This window comes from Synechococcus sp. H55.8 (genome assembly GCF_047462375.1).
In the GTDB taxonomy this organism is placed as follows: domain Bacteria; phylum Cyanobacteriota; class Cyanobacteriia; order Thermostichales; family Thermostichaceae; genus Thermostichus.
The window spans coordinates 21507-37765 of the sequence record NZ_JANSJC010000025.1 but is presented as its reverse complement, the minus strand read 5'-3'; the positions used below and the strand labels follow the sequence as shown (position 1 = coordinate 37765).

The window sequence follows — 16259 nt, the reverse complement described above, 5'->3', positions numbered from 1 at the left end:
CCCCCGCCGCCCCGGCGGTGGTGGCGCCTGTTTTTTATATACCCCCCCCCCCCCCCCCTCCCTCTGGGAGAGGGGACGGGGGTGAGGGAAAACTTCCCCCAGGGAGAGGGGACGGGGGTGAGGGAAAACTTCCCTCAGGGAAAGGGCAGGGTGAGGGAGAAGCAACGGTCATTGCTTGGCTGTGGGCAAGAACGGTGAAATGTCCAAACCCAGCTTGCGGTTGTCAGATGCCATTGGTGCGCTCGTTTCAGCTTTCGACCAAGAAGGGGAAGGAGGCTTGGGTAGAGCCAGTGATTGAGCGCCTTGATGCCCTCACCCCCCAGCCCCCTCTCCCGCAGGGCGATGCTGCCCTCACCCCCCGGCCCCCTCTCCCCAAGGGCGAGGGGGAGAGAACTCAGAACCCTCTCCCTCTGGGAGAGGGCAGGGTGAGGGTTCAATTCGTAGTCAAAACTGGCAAGGGCAAAGCACCAGAAGGCACAGTGGATCGCAAAGGGGCAAAGTGTATCGCCTGTGGAACTCCTGTGCCACTAGACTATGTGCGCCAAGAAGGCAGAGCAGGACGGATGGGATCCCAATTGATGGCCATTGTGGCGGAGGGACAAAACGGCAGAATTTATCTATCTCCCACCGCAGAACAGGAAGCTATTGCTAGATCTGCTCAACCCACTTGGAAACCAGATACTGAGTTATCCACGCATTCGCAATACATGGGAGTCCCTCGTTACGGCATGACCAAACACGCTGACCTCTTCACCCCGCGGCAACTGGTGGCTCTGACGACCTTCAGCGATTTGGTGGCGGAAGCACGGGAAAAAGCCATCCAAGATGCGATCGCCGCTGGGATCCCTGATGACAATGTGCCTCTGGCTGAGGGGGGAACGGGAGCTAGGGCGTATGGGGAGGCGATTAGCGTTTATTTGGCGTTTGCTGTGGATAAAGGTGCTAACTATTGGTCAACAATTTGTGCTTGGCACTCAAGTCGAGAGATTATCATGAGTACTTTTGCCAGACAAGCAATTCCAATGGTTTGGGATTATGCAGAGGCAAATCCTTTCTGTAATTCGAGTGGTAATTTTTTGTCGGGTGTAGATCAAGCTGTAAAAATGATTACTTCTTGCCCAGCTACTTTAGATGGAAAAGTGAATCAACATGATGCTACTCTTACACACTCAGACGATGCGACCCCAAAAATAATTTCCACCGATCCGCCTTATTTCGACAACATTGGGTATGCCGATCTCTCAGATTTCTTCTATGTCTGGTTGCGTCGTTCCCTTAGTTCAATTTATCCCAACATTTTTAGCACTTTATTAGTTCCCAAAGCCCAAGAACTGGTGGCTACTCCCTATCGCTTTGGTGGAGACAAACAAAAAGCCAGGGAATTCTTTGAAACAGGACTCAGCAAAGCCTTTAACCGACTGCATGACATCTGCCATGCCGATTATCCACTCACTGTTTACTATGCCTTCAAGCAAACCGAAGAAGACCCCTCACCCCCCGATTCTCTCTCCCACGAGGGGCGAGATGGCCCTCACCCCCCAACCCCCTCTCCCATAGGGCGAGGGGGAGAAAATTCAGAACCCTCTCCCTCAGGGAGAGGGCAGGGTGAGGGAGGCAGAGCCTCAACTGGCTGGGAAACTATGCTCGAAGGCTTAGTTAGGTCTGGATGTACTATTGATGGTACTTGGCCAATGAGAACAGAAAGACCTACTGGAGTAAAAGTTGCAGTAAATGCCCTCGCCTCTTCCATCGTCCTCGTCTGCCGTCCCCGTCCTGCCAATGCGCCCAAAGCCAGCCGTGGCCAATTTCTCAAAGAACTCAAGCGAGAACTACCCCAAGCCCTGAAACTCCTGCAACAGGGCAACATTGCGCCTGTTGACCTAGCCCAGGCCAGCATTGGCCCTGGCATGGCGATCTATTCCCGCTATGCTGCTGTTTTGGAAAACGATGGTTCTCCTCTAACAGTTCGCACTGCTCTCCAACTCATCAACCAGTACCTGGACGAATACCTTGAGGAACAAGAAGGCGAACTCGATAGCGCCAGCCGCTGGGCGGTGACCTGGTTTGCCCAACACCGCTTTGAGCCGGGCCCCTATGGAGATGCAGAAGTCCTCAGCAAGGCCAAAAATGTCAGCCTCGAATCCTTGGAAGAACTTGGGATCCTGGAAGCCAGGGCCGGCAAGGTGCGGCTACGAGAGCGCGGATCCCTGTCGCTTCCTGAGGCAGGGATCCGACTGCCGGAGAGCCTTCCTCACTGGCTGATCACCCAGTTTCTCATCCAAACCCTGGACACCCAAGGGGAAATGGCAGCCGCAGAATTGCTGGCCAGCCTGGGGGAAAAAGGCCCCATTGCCCGCGACCTTGCCTACCGGCTCTACACCCTCTGCGACAAAAAAGGCTGGGCCCAAGAAGCCCTAGCCTACAACACCCTGGTCATCGCCTGGCCAGAGATCAGCCGCCTTGCCTTGCAGACAAAGCAGAACAACATCACCCAGCCCAGCCTATTTTAATCCCCCCTCTCCCTCAGGGAGAGGGGCCGGGGGTGAGGGGCTGCTCCCTCAGGGAGAGGGGCCGGGGGTGAGGGGCTGCTCCCTCAGGGAGAGGGGCCGGGGGTGAGGGCGATCCCTCAGGGAGAGGGGCCGGGGGTGGTCGCGTGAGCGGCGCGGAGCGCTTGGGCTGCTCCCTCAGGGAGAGGGGCCGGGGGTGAGGGCAGCGGCGCGGAGCGCTTGGGCTGCTCCCTCAGGGAGAGGGATCCAGGGGTGAGGGATCCAAAAGACTACAATAGCGCCAGCGCCCCCTCAAATCCTCTGAACGGGATCCCTCAAGCCGTGATCTCCCTCAACTTGCGGCCCAGCCTGGAGTTGACCGATGAAGTCTTTGAACAGCTCTGCCGGCAGAACCCTGAGCTGCGCCTGGAGCGCACCGCCCAAGGGGAGCTAGTGGCCATGGCCCCTGTCGGCAGCGATAGCAGTCGCCAAAACCTGAGCCTCAGCGCCCAACTCTGGCAATGGAACCGCCAAACCCAGCTTGGCGTGGCCTTCGACGCTTCTGCCGGCTTTGCCCTGCCCAACGGGGCCATTCGCTCTCCCGATGCCGCCTGGATTGCCAAGGAGCGCTGGCAGCAGCTTACCCCCCAGCAGCGGCGCCGCTTTGCCCCCCTGTGTCCCGATTTTGTCTTGGAGTTGCGCTCCCCCACGGATGATTTGGCCACTCTGCAGGCCAAGCTGCAGGAATACCTTGAGAACGGATCCCGGCTGGGCTGGCTGATCGACCCGGAAAGCCAGCGGGTCTACGTCTATCGTCCAGGCCAGCTCCCCCAAATCCTGGAGCGGCCCACCTGCTTGGAAGGGGATCCCGTCCTCCCTGGCTTTGTTGCGGATCTTACCCTAGTCTGGGAATAGCTCCCAGAGAACCTGCCCATGATCGCGCTTAACCTACAGCCCAGCCTGGAGTTGACCGATGAAGTCTTTGAACAGCTCTGCCGGCAGAACCCTGAGCTGCGCCTGGAGCGCACCGCCCAAGGGGAGCTAGTGGCCATGGCCCCTGTCGGCAGCGATAGCAGTCGCCAAAACCTGAGCCTCAGCGCCCAACTCTGGCAATGGAACCGCCAAACCCAGCTTGGCGTGGCCTTCGACGCTTCTGCCGGCTTTGCCCTGCCCAACGGGGCCATTCGCTCTCCCGATGCCGCCTGGATTGCCAAGGAGCGCTGGCAGCAGCTTACCCCCCAGCAGCGGCGCCGCTTTGCCCCCCTGTGTCCCGATTTTGTCTTGGAGTTGCGCTCCCCCACGGATGATTTGGCCACTCTGCAGGCCAAGCTGCAGGAATACCTTGAGAACGGATCCCGGCTGGGCTGGCTGATCGACCCGGAAAGCCAGCGGGTCTACGTCTATCGTCCAGGCCAGCTCCCCCAAATCCTGGAGCGGCCCACCTGCTTGGAAGGGGATCCCGTCCTCCCTGGCTTTGTCGCCGATCTCAGCTTAGTTTGGGAATAGCCTGCCCCGAGTTGCCCTCTTTTCCCACCTGCCCCTTCTTGCAGCCCTTGACCGATGGCTATCAGCAACCACGAACGTGTTGGACGCGCCCTCAATCTTCTCCGACAGGGGCTTTATCCGTTTGTCGTGCGGGAAATGCAAGCCTTTCATGGCGAGAACTGGCTGAACGTGGCCGCCGACACCTTGCCCCAGAGCTCTCCCAAGTTCAAAAGCCCAGAGCAGATCCTCGAGCAAGATGTTGCGGCCCTGCTGACCCTAATGTGGGAGCAATGGAACACCGTCTTCAGGCAAACCTTGGGTCAAGCAGAGCGCACCCTAGTCAGCGAGCTGCGCAACACTCGCAACGCCTGGGCCCACACCTGCACCTTTGGTTTTGACGACGCCTACCGCGCCCTCGATAGCGTGGCCCGCCTGCTGAGCGCCATTGCCGCTCCCCAAGCAGCCGAGGTGGAAAAGCAAAAGCAAGAGCTGCTGCGGCTACGCTACGAAGAACAGGCCAAGCGAGAAAGTCGCCGCGCCATTGTAGCTTCTCTGGAAGGCCAACCCCAAACTGGCCTCAAACCCTGGCGGGAGATCGTTACCCCTCATCCGGATGTGGCCTCTGGCCGCTTCCAACAGGCCGAATTTGCCGCCGACCTCTGGGAGGTTTACCTTGGCGAGGACTCCGCTCGCCCCGGCGGGACGGCGTCCTTTGAGTACCGGGATCCCGTCGAGTTCTACCGCCGCACCTACCTCACCAAAGGGCTGCAACAGCTTTTGATCAACGCCCTGAGGCGCCTCAGCGGCCAAGGGGGAGATCCGGTAATCGAACTGCAGACCAACTTTGGCGGCGGCAAGACCCACGCCATGCTCGCCCTCTACCACCTTTTCTCCCCCCCTTCCGGGAGAGGGAGTGAGGGCCTCCTACCCGACACAGAACCTCTTTTGCAAGCTGTTGGCCTACAGAGACCACCGCAAAACGTCAGAATAGCTGTCCTGGTGGGGAACAAGCTCCAGGCCAGCGGGATCCCTCCCTACCGGCCCGAACACAGCCAGCAAAACCGCCCCCTGATCCGCACCCTTTGGGGAGAGCTGGCCTGGCAATTGGGCGGGCCTGAGGGTTATGAACTGATGCGGCAGGCCGATGAGACTTCCACCAACCCTGGCGACAGCCTCAAGGTTTTGTTTAACCGCTATGCTCCTTGCCTAGTTCTCATCGACGAATGGGTGGCCTACGCCCGCCAACTGCACGACACTCCTGACCTGGCTGGCGGCACCTTCGACACCCAGTTTACCTTTGCCCAGACCCTGAGCGAATCGGCCAAGAACGCCAAAGATACCCTGCTGGTGGTCAGCGTCCCCTCTTCCGACATCGAAATAGGCGGCGAACGGGGCAAGGAAGCTCTGGTTCGGCTCAAGAACGCCATCGGGCGAGTCGAGTCCCCCTGGCGACCGGCCAGTGCTGAAGAAGGCTTTGAAATCGTCCGCCGTCGCCTGTTCCAGCCCATTCTTGACCCTGACCTGTTTGTGCAGCGGGACGCGGTGGTCAAAGCCTTTATGGATCTCTACCGCAGCCAAAGCCAGGAGTTCCCCAGCGAGTGCAAAGAAAGCGACTACGAACGTCGCCTCAAGGCCGCCTACCCCATCCACCCCGAACTGTTCGACCGGCTTTATGCTGACTGGTCAACGCTGGACAAGTTTCAGCGCACCCGCGGCGTCCTGCGCCTGATGGCCAGAGTCATCCATATCCTCTGGCAGCGCGATGACCGCAGCCTGCTGATCCTGCCCGCCCACATCCCCATGGACGACCAGCAGGTGCAGTCGGAGCTGACCCGCTACCTCGACGACAACTGGCTGCCGGTCATCGAAAAAGATGTGGATGGGCCCAATTCTCTTCCCCTGAGCCTCGACGGCGCCCATCCCAACCTGGGCCGCTACTCCGCCTGTCGCCGGGTTGCCCGCACCATCTACATGGGATCCGCCCCCACCCTGCGGGCTGCCAACCGAGGCCTAGAGGAGCGCCGCATCAAGCTGGGCTGTGTCCAACCGGGGGAACATGTAAACACTTTTAGCGATGCCTTGCGGCGCCTTTCCGACCAAGCCACCTACCTCTATGTGGATGGCAATCGCTACTGGGTTTCCACCCAGCCCAACGTCAACCGCACCGCCCAGGAACGGGCTGAGCAGCTTTTGCAAAACGAGCGCCACTCCATCTGGGAAGAGCTCCTCCGCCGTCTCAGAGCCGACAAAAGCCGAGGCGAATTCGGCGCCCTGCACATCGCTCCCGAATCTACCGCCGACATCCCCGACGACAGCTTGGGGGTGCGGCTGGTCGTCCTTTCTCCTCAATATCCCCACAGCCGAGGTAACCAAAACAGCGAAGGACGGGCATGGGCAGAGCAAGTTCTGCAGCGCCGCGGCAGCGGCCCTCGCTACCACAAAAACATGCTCCTATTTTTGGCTCCCGACAAAGCCAAATTGGAAAACTTGGAACGCCATACAGCTCAGTATTTGGCGTGGAAGGGAATCGAGGAAGAGAAAGACATCCTCAACCTCGATGCCTTTCAAACCAAGCAGGCCAACACCAAGCTAGAAGAGTCGAACAGGGCAGTTGATATCAGTCTACGGGAAACCTACCAGTGGCTTTTGATCCCAACTCAGCCCGATCCCCAGGGTGGCATTGAGTGGAAAGAAACTCGCTTGCAAGAACAAGACTCTCCCATTTTGCAAGCCAGCCGCAAGGCTGTTCGTGAAGGTGATCTAGTGGTCAGTTATTCTGCCCTCAACCTGCGCTTGGATGTTTTGGACAAGTTTCTCTGGCGGGAGGCAGATCATGTGAGTTTAAAACGGCTGTGGGAGTGCTTGACCCAGTACCCCTATCTGCCTCGCCTGAAAAATCAGTTGGTCTTGTTACAGGCTGTTCAAGATGGCGTTGCCTCAGAAACCTGGCGGGAAAGCTTTGCCTACGCTGAAAGTTTTGACGAAGCTAGGGGCAAGTATCTTGGCTTGAGAGCGTCAACCAGTGTCAACGCCGCCCTCAATGAAAATGGGCTGCTGGTCAAGCCAGAAATTGCCCTACGGCAACTCAACGAGCACAGCTTCCCTCCCCCTCGGCCTGATACCGATGCCCCGTCAGGGCAAGCTGAAGTAATAGCCATAAAAGATAGTAGACAGGATAAGAATCAACCCCTTGCCCCAATCTCTCCTGAGCTGCCCCGGCGCTTCTATGGCAGGGTAGAAATTGCCGATCCCTTGCGAATCAACAGAGATATTGCCACCCTCGCCGAAGAGGTGATCCGGCACCTGACCAATCTGCCGGGATCCACCGTCAAAATCACCCTGGAAATCGAAGCGGAAATACCGGAAGGCATGCCGGAGACCGTAAGGCGCACCGTAGCAGAAAACTGCCGAGCCTTGAAGTTCTGCACCCAGGAGTTTGAGAGCGATCTTTAGATAATCCGCAGCAGTAAGGAGCTCAACCTACTCTATGAGCTGCAATCTGCCCCTGCGTTGAGATCGTCCAGTTCGCTGTAGTCCGGCAGCGTGGTATCGATAGGCTGACCTTGGCGCAACACTACTCGGTCATGCTGAGGTCGGGAAAGCAGCTCGTCAAACCCCCGGCCCTTGAACAGCACCAAGTCTGCCGACAGGCCCACCCCAATTTGCCCGGCCTCTACCAAGCCCATCCTACGGGCCGGGGTGGCAGTGATGGCCTGCGGCCAATCCCCGTAGGGGGTGTCCAGGTGCAGGATGCGGGTGGCCTCCCGAAACACTTCTAGGCCGTCGTGATCCCCGAAGCCGTGGAAAGGATCCCGGCAGTTGTCACTGGCTATCATCACCGGCACGCCCAAAGCCTTCAGCTCATGGAGCAGCGTTACCCCCCGCCAGCGGGGCGTGTGGCCGGGGCGGCGGTCTTGTAAATAGAGGTTACACATGGGCAGGCTGACCACGGCGATCCCCGCCTCTTTGACCAGGGCCATGGTCTGGTGGGCCACCTGCGGCGGCTGCACCGCCAAACTGCAGCAATGGCCGCACACCACCTGGCCGGAAAACTCATGGCGCAAGGTTGCTGCTGCCACGTGTCTCAACGTGAGGGATCCCGGATCCTCCGTCTCGTCGGTGTGGAAGTCGAGATCCAGCCCCCGCTCCTGGGCCAGGGCAAACACCCGCTCCAACTGCTCATCCAGCTCCGGCCCCATCGCCGCTACTCCACCCAGGATCCCGCCCAGCTCTGCCACCTTGTCCGCCAGCTTCTCCCCTGCCGGCGTGAGAAAGAAGTCCAAATGGGTCAACGTCACTGCCTGCAGCTCCAGTCTGCCCGCCCACTCTTGCCGCAACTGGGCAAACACCTCCCAACTCACCTGGGCGTGGGGGCCGTTGCAGACCAGGTGGGTGCGCACCGCCTGGGATCCATGGGCATAGCTGCAGCGCAGGCCAAAGTCGCAGCGGCGGTAGATATCCTGCCAAAGTTTTTCGTGCCTGCCGGCGTAGGCCCGCTCCATTTTGGCCCAGTCTTCCTGCTCGGCCCGGATTGCCCCGGCAAACGTGCCGTCGGGGTTGGGGGTGCGCGGCCACACGTGCCCCTTGTCCAGGTGGGTGTGGATATCGACAAAGCAGGGCCACACCTGTCCCCGCCTTAGATCTACACTCGGGATCCCCTGAGGCGGGATCCCTGTTGCCGCTCGGATGTGGCCAATTCGCCCCTCCCTAATTTCCAGATCCAATAGCACCAGGCCCTCCCGGTTGGGGATGGCCCCTGGCACCGCATCTTTGAGCACCGAGACGGGAACCTGGGCATTGAGCAGCCAGTAGTGGGCAGCGCCAGGGATCTGCACAGTGGTACAGCAATTAGGCAAACTGGCCCACCACCTGCATGGCAAAGCTCAGCAAAATGAAGGCCAACCAGGGGGAGAAGTCCAAGCCGCCGATGGGGGGGATGAGGCCGCGGAAGAGGTTGAGATAGGGATCCGTGAGCTGGCTGAGCACCGACAGGATGGGGTTCGACCAGTTCAGTTGCGGGAACCAGCTCAGCAAAATCCGCACAATCAGCAGGGCATTGTAAATGACGATGAACTGGTAAAGGGAGCGAAACAGCAAAGACGCGGCACTGCCGTAGACCAGCCCCAGAGAGAGGCCGTCTGTCCAAGGGAGCAACAAAGGGCTGAGCATCATGGTTAGAAACAGCGAGGGAACGACTCTTCAACTCATCTCAACTTAAGCGCTGTCGGCAGAGGCAGACCTGATCCAGGAGGGCAACTCAGCCGAGAGACGAGAACACTGGCACCCCTCAGGGGAGAAAGCCAGTGCCGCCTCTAGTTTGGCATGGACAGGGATCCCCTGCTTAAGGCTTTTCCTCGACAGCGCTAGAAGATATTTCCTTGACAAGCAGTTGTGCGCGGGTGGCCTGGATCGCCTCGTTCAACTCGGCAATCTTGGCTTCGAGGGTGCGGCGGGCCTGGGCAATCCGCTCTGTTTCCTGTTCCCACTCCCTCCAGTCGCTGGAGCTGGGCACAGCCGGCTCACCCGAGACTCGGAGGCGCGGCCGCTCAGGAGGGACAGAGGTGCCGTTGAGACGGTCGGGATCGCGGCGCTGGCCTTCGGCGGATCCCTTGCTCAGTCGGGGGGCCAGCACAAAGGCGATCACCCCGCCGATGATCCCGCCCAACACAGCGCCGGCTACCACACCGGCAATGAAGTCACCTTTCTGATCTGCCACGCTTTTGTCCAGCTCACCAAACTTAAGCTATCTTCTTCTGTTCTACCTTTCCTGTCCCACTCCCGCCAGCAAATTCGGCCAGGGCTGGGGAAGTCGCCAGTGGCTGAGCCGCTCCAGGTGGGCTTGCATCTGTTCCCTCAACTCGGCCAAAGCATGTTGCAGATCGCCGGGCAGGGATCCCAGTGCCGCCTGCCAGAGGTGAGTTGGAGACAAGTCGGGGCTGACCACATGCCACAGCCGCTGTAGCTCCTCAAAGTGAAGGCGGTCATCTTCCGTAAGCGAAAGCACCAACTGGCGGCGCAGCTCGCGGGCCTCTTCCGACATCAAGTAGCGCAAACCCATTTGGGCAGTGGGGATCCAATCCAGCCCCCCATCGCTGCGGGCAATTTGGATCAAATTCTCCAGGCGGTTCCAGCGGAACTTGCCATCTTTAATCAGCACTTGCAGCAGCCGCTGGCGAATGCGGGGTGACTCATCCGTCAGCAGGCGCTTGGCCACGTAGGGATAGGCCACACCAACAATGCGAAACTGGGGATAGAGGCTAAGAGCCACCCCTTCTTGAGTAACCAAAGAGCGGATTACCAACGCAAAGTGGGAGGGTACCTGAAAGGGGTAGCGGTACATCAAATCGGAGAACTGGTCGGTGGCGGTTTTGAAGTTGAAGTTGCCCACCTCCTGGTTCAACACATCCGCCAGCACCGTCTCCAAAGCAGGGATCAGCTCTTGGCGGTTGACATCCGGCTGTAAAAAGCCCAGATGAATAAAATCGTCGATTAAGGCGTTGTAGTCGCGATCCACCAGGTGAACCAGCGCGTCCACCAGATATTCCTTCATTTCTTCGGTGAGCTGGTCCATCATGCCGAAGTCGATATAGGCCAGGCGGCCATCGGCCAGGGCAAACAGGTTGCCCGGATGGGGATCGGCGTGGAAAAAGCCGTATTCCAGCAACTGCTTCAGGCCAGCCACCACGCCAATGCGCACCAGTTGTCTGACCTCCAAGTTGGCGGCTCGAATCCGCTCCACATCGGTGAGCTTGATGCCGTCGATCCACTCCAGGGTCAACACCCGGCGGGTGCTGTAGGCCCAAAAGATGCGCGGCACATACACATCGGGATCGCCGCGAAAGTATTCGGCAAAGCGCTCGCAGTTTTGCCCTTCGTTCAGGTAGTCGATCTCCTCAAAAAGCTTGTAACCAAACTCATCCACCACCGCCGTCAAGGTGTTGCCCAGGTTCAGGGGCAGCCAGGAACCCAGCCAGGTGGAGGCCCAGCGGATGAGGTACAGATCTAGGCTCAGCCGCTCCCGCAGGTGGGGCCGCTGCACCTTGACCGCCACCCATTCGCCACTGTGCAGTTGCGCTTTGTAAACCTGGCCTAGGCTGGCCGCGGCCACCGGCTCGGAAGAGATCTGGGCGTAAATTTCGCTAATCGGACGGCCCAACTCTGACTCGATGCGGGCAAACGCCTCCTGGGAAGGAAAGCTGGGCAGTTGATCCTGCAGCTTGGTCAGCTCTTCCAAGTAGTCTTTGCGCACCAAGTCCGGTCGCGTCGAGAGGGCCTGCCCCACCTTGATGAAGGTGGGCCCCAGGTCGGTGAGCAGCTTGCGCAACTGGGCCGAGCGCTCCGCCACATTGCGCTCCGTCTGCCCCCACAGGCGATCCCAGCGCAGACAGAGGACAAACCAGAGAAAGGGCCAGAGAATGGCCAGCGCCCGACCGATCACCTGCGGCAGGCGCCAGCGGTAGTAACGAGCAATAAATTGCGGATCGTAAACTTCTAGGTCGGCAACCGAGGAAATCCTGTTCAGCACGCTCAAGGGATCTCACAATCTGTTTTTAAAGCTCTCAATATTTATCGTAATCTATTGTAACGGCAAAAGCCTCTTGATTCCTCTTCATCTTGCTTAACAGCGCCTCCTCAGCGCTCGCCAGCCAGGTTCTTGGCCAGAGCCGACCTCCCCCGATCAAATGACGGTGTTGTCCGGGATCACCGAGTCCTTGATGATGGTGACGATGCCGTTGCTGATCCAGATCCCTTCCTCTTCCCGCTGCGCTTCGCTGACGTGATCCTTGTTGAGGATGCGGACGTTGCGCCCGATGCGGGCGTTCTTGTCCACGATGGCGTTGACAATGTGGGAGTTGGCCCCGATGCCCACCGGTGGGATCCCGGCCTCCAGCTTGGCCTGGCGCTCTTCTGCCGACTCGTAGTAATCGGCCCCCATGACGAGGGTGTTTTCTATGATGGTGTTGGCTTCCAGGCGGCTGCGAATGCCGATGATGGAATTGCGAATTTGGGCATTTTTGATGATACAGCCGTCGGCGATGATGGAATTGACGATGTGGGAATCGAGAATCTTGTTGGGGGGCAAAAAGCGCGGGCGGGTGTAGATGGGCATTTCGCTGTCAAAGAAGCTAAAAGGCGGGTTGGGCTGCTGCACCAGCGACAGGTTGGCCCGATAAAAAGCCTCGATGGTGCCGATGTCTTCCCAATAGCCCTTGAAGAGGTAAGCCTGCAGATGGTACTTGCCAATGGCTGCCGGCAGCACCTCTTTGCCGAAGTCGGTGTGCTCCTTCACCTGCAGCATCTCGATGAGGGCTTCCCGCCGGAATACGTAGATTCCCATCGAGGCGATGTAGGGCTTGGCCTTGGCCTCTTCCGGGCTAAGGCCGAGGGCTTGGGTATCCACCTGACAGGCTTGCAGCAGCTCCCCCTGCGGCTTTTCCTTGAAATCGACAATGCGACCGTTCTCGCCGATCTTGAGCAGGCCAAAACCTGAGGCCACTTTTTCTTCGCAGGGGAGCACCGCCAGCGTCACATCGGCTCCGGTCTGCCGGTGATGGTGGATGAAGGGGCGGTAGTCCATGCGGTAGAGGTGATCCCCAGACAGGATGAGGAAGTCCCGTGGCTTCCAAGAGTCCATCAGCCAGAGATATTGGCGCACAGCATCGGCGGTGCCCTGAAACCAATCCGGGTTATCGGGCGTTTGTTGGGCCGCTAAAATATCCACAAAGCCGCCTGTGAAGGGAGACATGCGGTAGGTGTTGACGATGTGGCGGTTGAGAGAGGCGGAGTTGAACTGGGTGAGGACGTAGATTTTGTCGATATCGGAATTGATGCAGTTGCTGACCGGGATGTCGATGAGGCGGTATTTGCCGGCTAGTGGCACAGCCGGCTTGGCGCGGCGCTTGGTCAGGGGATAAAGTCGGGTGCCACGCCCGCCTCCCAGGATGATCGCCAGTACATCGCGCATGGTTGTCCTCCACCAAGCTACACCCAATAGCATAGACTGCTGCGGGGCCACCTCAACCGCCGTCCCGGCAAGGAGAACCAGTTGACGAAACAGAATGTGAGAAGCACCAATACCGATGGCGCGTATCCTGGCCTTCACCAACAACAAAGGGGGCACCGGCAAGTCCACCCTCTGCGTCCACGCGGCCCAGTTAACGGCTCAACGGGGCTACCGAGTTCTGCTCATCGATCTCACCTCCCAGGCCACCGCCAGCAGCTTTTACCTGGAAGAGGTGGGATCCCTGCCCCCCGAGGAAACAGTCTGGGCCAGCTTGCACCCGCAGCATCGATGCTCTTTGGAAGAGGTGATCTATTGCACCGACAAGGGGGTGGATGTGGCGCCCTCCCACAGCACCATGGCGGAAGTGGCGGCCCAATTGGCGGCTGCCGGCGATGCAGGGCAACACCTGTTGCAGCACCAGTTGGATCCCTTGCTGCCGGATTACGATCTTATCTTTCTCGATACGCCGGGGGAACTGAATGCCCTCACGGCCAACGCCCTGCGGGCAGCCCAGCGGGTGTTGATCCCGACCCGGCTCAACCGCGCCGATTTCTCCTGTACAGAGGTGACCCTACGCTACATTGAGACCCTGAAAGGTCAGTTGAGCCAGGCCCGTGCTGTCTTGACCATGCTGGACGACCGCTACTTGCCGGGGGGCATCTGGTCGGGATCCCATACCGGGCAATTGTATGTGCAAGCGCAACAGATTTTTGCGGATGTGCTTTCACCCGTTACCATTCCAGATAGCAGCGATTTGCGCACCGCTTTTGACTACGGCTTGACGGTCATGGACTATCGGCCTGGCTCGGTGGTGTGTCAGCGATTGGTGCAGTTTGTCGAACATGAGGTGCTCTTGTGACTGGATCGGACCGTAGCCTCTTTCCTTCTTCAGGAGAAACTTCCCGCACTCGGCGTAAGGCCAGTGCTAAAACCAGTTCAGAGCCCACCTCTGCAGAATCTACTCCCACGGGCGAGGAGCCGACAACGATGTCTTCTCAGTCTCCTACAGAACCAGCCCCAGAATCGCCAGAAATTGCAACTCTCAAAAGCCAACTGGCCGAAGCTCAACAACGCTTGCAGGACTACCAAAACAAAGTCTCTGCCTTGCAAGCTCAGCTTGAGCAAGTCACTGCCCATCGGGACGAATTGCAGAAGGCGCTGGCCCAGTTGCAGGCGGTGGCAGACGAGCGGGCCAAGACCATTCAGGAACTGCAAAGCCGCCGAGGACAAGCTCCACTCCCGGCTAGGCCCCAACCCTCCGCTTCCCCGCTGCAGGCGCAGAAGAAGATCATGAATCGGCCCATCTTCGACAATGTGTCGCCCACCGACGAAGATATGCCGCCCTACATGCTGGACTAGGCAGTGGGTACTATCCTGGATTGCACCCGAGGAAAGAAGGGTGTAGGGTTAGGGATCCCTGTCTGCTCGGTTGCCGTTCTGGTCTTCACGCTATGACTTCATCCCAGGCGAAGATGACTGTTTCTTGCGATGCCATTCCGCCCCATGGGGGCACTTTGGTTAACCGCATTGCCCCGCCCGAGCAGGCACAAGAGCTGCGCTCCAAAGCTGAACACTGCCCCATCCTCTACCTCGACGAGCGGGCTCAGTCGGATCTGGAGATGATCGCCATTGGGGGCTTTAGCCCGCTCACCGGCTTCATGGGGCGGGCAGATTACCAGTCGGTTCTGGAGACGATGCATCTGGCCAATGGCCTGGCTTGGTCGCTGCCGGTGACGCTGCCGGTTGCTGCCGAGATAGCCGCCGATCTCAAGGAAGGGCAGACCATTGCCCTGGCCAACGGCGAGGGCAGGCTCTTGGGCCTGTTGGAATTGACCGAGAAGTTCACCTACGACAAAACCCGCGAAGCGCAGCAGGTCTACCGCACCACCGATGAGCAGCATCCGGGGGTGAAGGTGCTCTACGAACAGGGATCCGTCTATTTGGCTGGCCCTGTAACTCTCTTCCAGCGGGATCCCCATCCCCTTTTCCCGGCCTACCAGATCGACCCGGCTCAGTCGCGGCAACTGTTTCGGGAAAGAGGCTGGAAAACGATTGTCGGCTTTCAAACCCGCAACCCCATCCACCGCGCCCACGAGTACATCCAGAAGTGCGCGCTGGAAATCGTGGACGGGCTGTTTCTCCACCCGCTGGTGGGGGCCACCAAAAGCGACGACATTCCCGCCGAGGTGCGCATGCGCTGCTATGAGGTGCTGATTGAAAAGTACTACCCCAAGGAGCGGGTCATTTTGGCCATCAACCCTGCGGCCATGCGCTATGCCGGCCCGCGGGAAGCCATCTTCCACGCTCTCATTCGCAAAAACTACGGCTGCACCCATTTCATTGTGGGCCGGGATCATGCCGGGGTGGGGAATTACTACGGCCCCTACGATGCCCAGCACATTTTCGATGAGTTCCGTCCTGAGGAACTGGGCATCATCCCCCTCAAGTTTGAACACGCCTTCTATTGCACCGTCACCGGCACCATGGCCACGGCCAAGACCAGCCCTAGCCAGCCCCACCAGCGCATCCACCTGTCGGGCACCAAGGTGCGGGAAATGCTGCGCCGCGGCGAGATCCCCCCGCCCGAGTTCTCCCGCCCCGAGGTGGCCCAATTGCTGGCCGAAGCCATGCGTGAGCGCAGTTCGTCGTAGCTTTTGTGATTTCTCTGAGTGGAGGCAAAAGGGTCTGCGACCAACCAGACCCTATGTATTGATAAATTGATAAAGAGACAAAAACCCCACGCCCAAAGGCATGGGGAGGATGCTGCTCTCCTAGGAAACCCTCGTCAGCAAGCTCTCAATGGGCAGCAGCAGACCTCATCCCGCCTCAAAGCGGAGTTGCTCGGGATCCACATAATAGCAGCGGGCATTGTCAACACAGATCAGCGCCCAGCCATTTTGGTCAACATCGACCAACGTATATTCGGATTGAGGGATGAAGTGGCCCTGGTGGTTGCGGGTCTCGCCTTTAACCCAAACAGTCTGACGGTTCATCTTAAAGTTCCTCCAATTTACAGCCAAAAAATCAAAAGCAGGACTCAATTTCAATGCAAGTCAGTGCAAGAAGTGTCACATCAAACAGAACTAGGATGCACCAAACCCCTCGCATCTCCTCAAAGCCCAACCAATCCATAGGCTTGGGTGTGATGCAAGCTAGCTCACAGCGGTGAATAAATACCGTCTTGCGATTTGGTAAGAGAAGTCTAGCACCAACTCTATGAGAATATTGTTAAAAGTTGCAGATTAAATTGACAAGCTCTAGATTTTTCTAAATTCTTGTTGCAA

The 16259-nt window shown here is 58.7% G+C and carries 13 protein-coding genes; 7 read left to right on the top strand and 6 right to left on the bottom strand.

All coding sequences use genetic code 11. The features are described from left to right. Window positions 1-578: 578 nt before the first annotated feature. From NW862_RS10610 to NW862_RS10595, 4 genes are all read left to right on the top strand, one after another. On the top strand, window positions 579-2510 hold the full coding sequence (locus tag NW862_RS10610) for a DUF1156 domain-containing protein (RefSeq protein WP_414427164.1): 1932 nt from the start codon (window positions 579-581) through the stop codon (window positions 2508-2510). Between the two features lie 318 nt (window positions 2511-2828). Next, window positions 2829-3401 (top strand): Uma2 family endonuclease, encoded by a 573-nt coding sequence (locus NW862_RS10605; protein ID WP_414427165.1) that lies wholly within the window; start codon window positions 2829-2831, stop codon window positions 3399-3401. An 18-nt stretch (window positions 3402-3419) separates the two neighbouring features. Continuing rightward, entirely contained in the window at window positions 3420-3992 is a 573-nt protein-coding gene (locus tag NW862_RS10600) for a Uma2 family endonuclease (protein ID WP_414427163.1), read from the top strand. A 54-nt stretch (window positions 3993-4046) separates the two neighbouring features. Beyond that, window positions 4047-7424 carry a Swt1 family HEPN domain-containing protein gene (locus tag NW862_RS10595; RefSeq protein ID WP_414337339.1) on the top strand — a complete coding sequence of 1126 codons (3378 nt, stop codon included), beginning with the start codon at window positions 4047-4049 and terminating at the stop codon, window positions 7422-7424. Window positions 7425-7456: 32 nt separating this feature from the next. Here the strand turns inward: NW862_RS10595 and NW862_RS10590 are convergent, their stop codons facing one another. From NW862_RS10590 to NW862_RS10570, 5 genes are all read right to left on the bottom strand, one after another. Next, on the bottom strand, window positions 7457-8827 hold the full coding sequence (locus NW862_RS10590) for a cytosine deaminase (protein ID WP_414333593.1): 1371 nt from the start codon (window positions 8825-8827) through the stop codon (window positions 7457-7459). Next, window positions 8820-9143, bottom strand: a complete 324-nt coding sequence (locus tag NW862_RS10585) for a YggT family protein (RefSeq protein WP_414333592.1) — start codon at window positions 9141-9143, stop codon at window positions 8820-8822. Before NW862_RS10585 ends, NW862_RS10590 begins: the two co-directional genes overlap by 8 nt. 169 nt (window positions 9144-9312) lie before the next feature. Next, window positions 9313-9687 (bottom strand): hypothetical protein, encoded by a 375-nt coding sequence (locus NW862_RS10580; protein ID WP_414333591.1) that lies wholly within the window; start codon window positions 9685-9687, stop codon window positions 9313-9315. A gap of 42 nt (window positions 9688-9729) precedes the next feature. Next, window positions 9730-11496: an ABC1 kinase family protein gene (locus NW862_RS10575; protein ID WP_414347546.1), complete on the bottom strand. Its 1767-nt coding sequence runs from the start codon at window positions 11494-11496 to the stop codon at window positions 9730-9732. A gap of 153 nt (window positions 11497-11649) precedes the next feature. Further along, window positions 11650-12936 carry a glucose-1-phosphate adenylyltransferase gene (locus tag NW862_RS10570; RefSeq protein ID WP_414337337.1) on the bottom strand — a complete coding sequence of 429 codons (1287 nt, stop codon included), beginning with the start codon at window positions 12934-12936 and terminating at the stop codon, window positions 11650-11652. A gap of 115 nt (window positions 12937-13051) precedes the next feature. On the opposite strand from NW862_RS10570, the gene NW862_RS10565 reads away from it, so the two are divergent. The 3 genes from NW862_RS10565 (at window position 13052) to sat (ending at window position 15626) form a co-directional block, all read left to right on the top strand. Then, complete coding sequence (locus NW862_RS10565; RefSeq protein WP_414347553.1) at window positions 13052-13834, top strand: ParA family protein; 783 nt, start codon at window positions 13052-13054, stop codon at window positions 13832-13834. Window positions 13835-13962: 128 nt separating this feature from the next. Next, window positions 13963-14334, top strand: a complete 372-nt coding sequence (locus NW862_RS10560; protein ID WP_414333585.1) for a hypothetical protein — start codon at window positions 13963-13965, stop codon at window positions 14332-14334. A 113-nt stretch (window positions 14335-14447) separates the two neighbouring features. Continuing rightward, window positions 14448-15626 (top strand): sulfate adenylyltransferase, encoded by a 1179-nt coding sequence (gene sat, locus NW862_RS10555; protein ID WP_414333584.1) that lies wholly within the window; start codon window positions 14448-14450, stop codon window positions 15624-15626. A gap of 165 nt (window positions 15627-15791) precedes the next feature. Here the strand turns inward: sat and NW862_RS10550 are convergent, their stop codons facing one another. Then, the gene (locus NW862_RS10550) at window positions 15792-15968 is read right to left on the bottom strand and encodes a hypothetical protein (RefSeq protein ID WP_414333583.1); all 177 of its coding nucleotides are present in this window, start codon (window positions 15966-15968) and stop codon (window positions 15792-15794) included. Window positions 15969-16259: the final 291 nt, after the last annotated feature.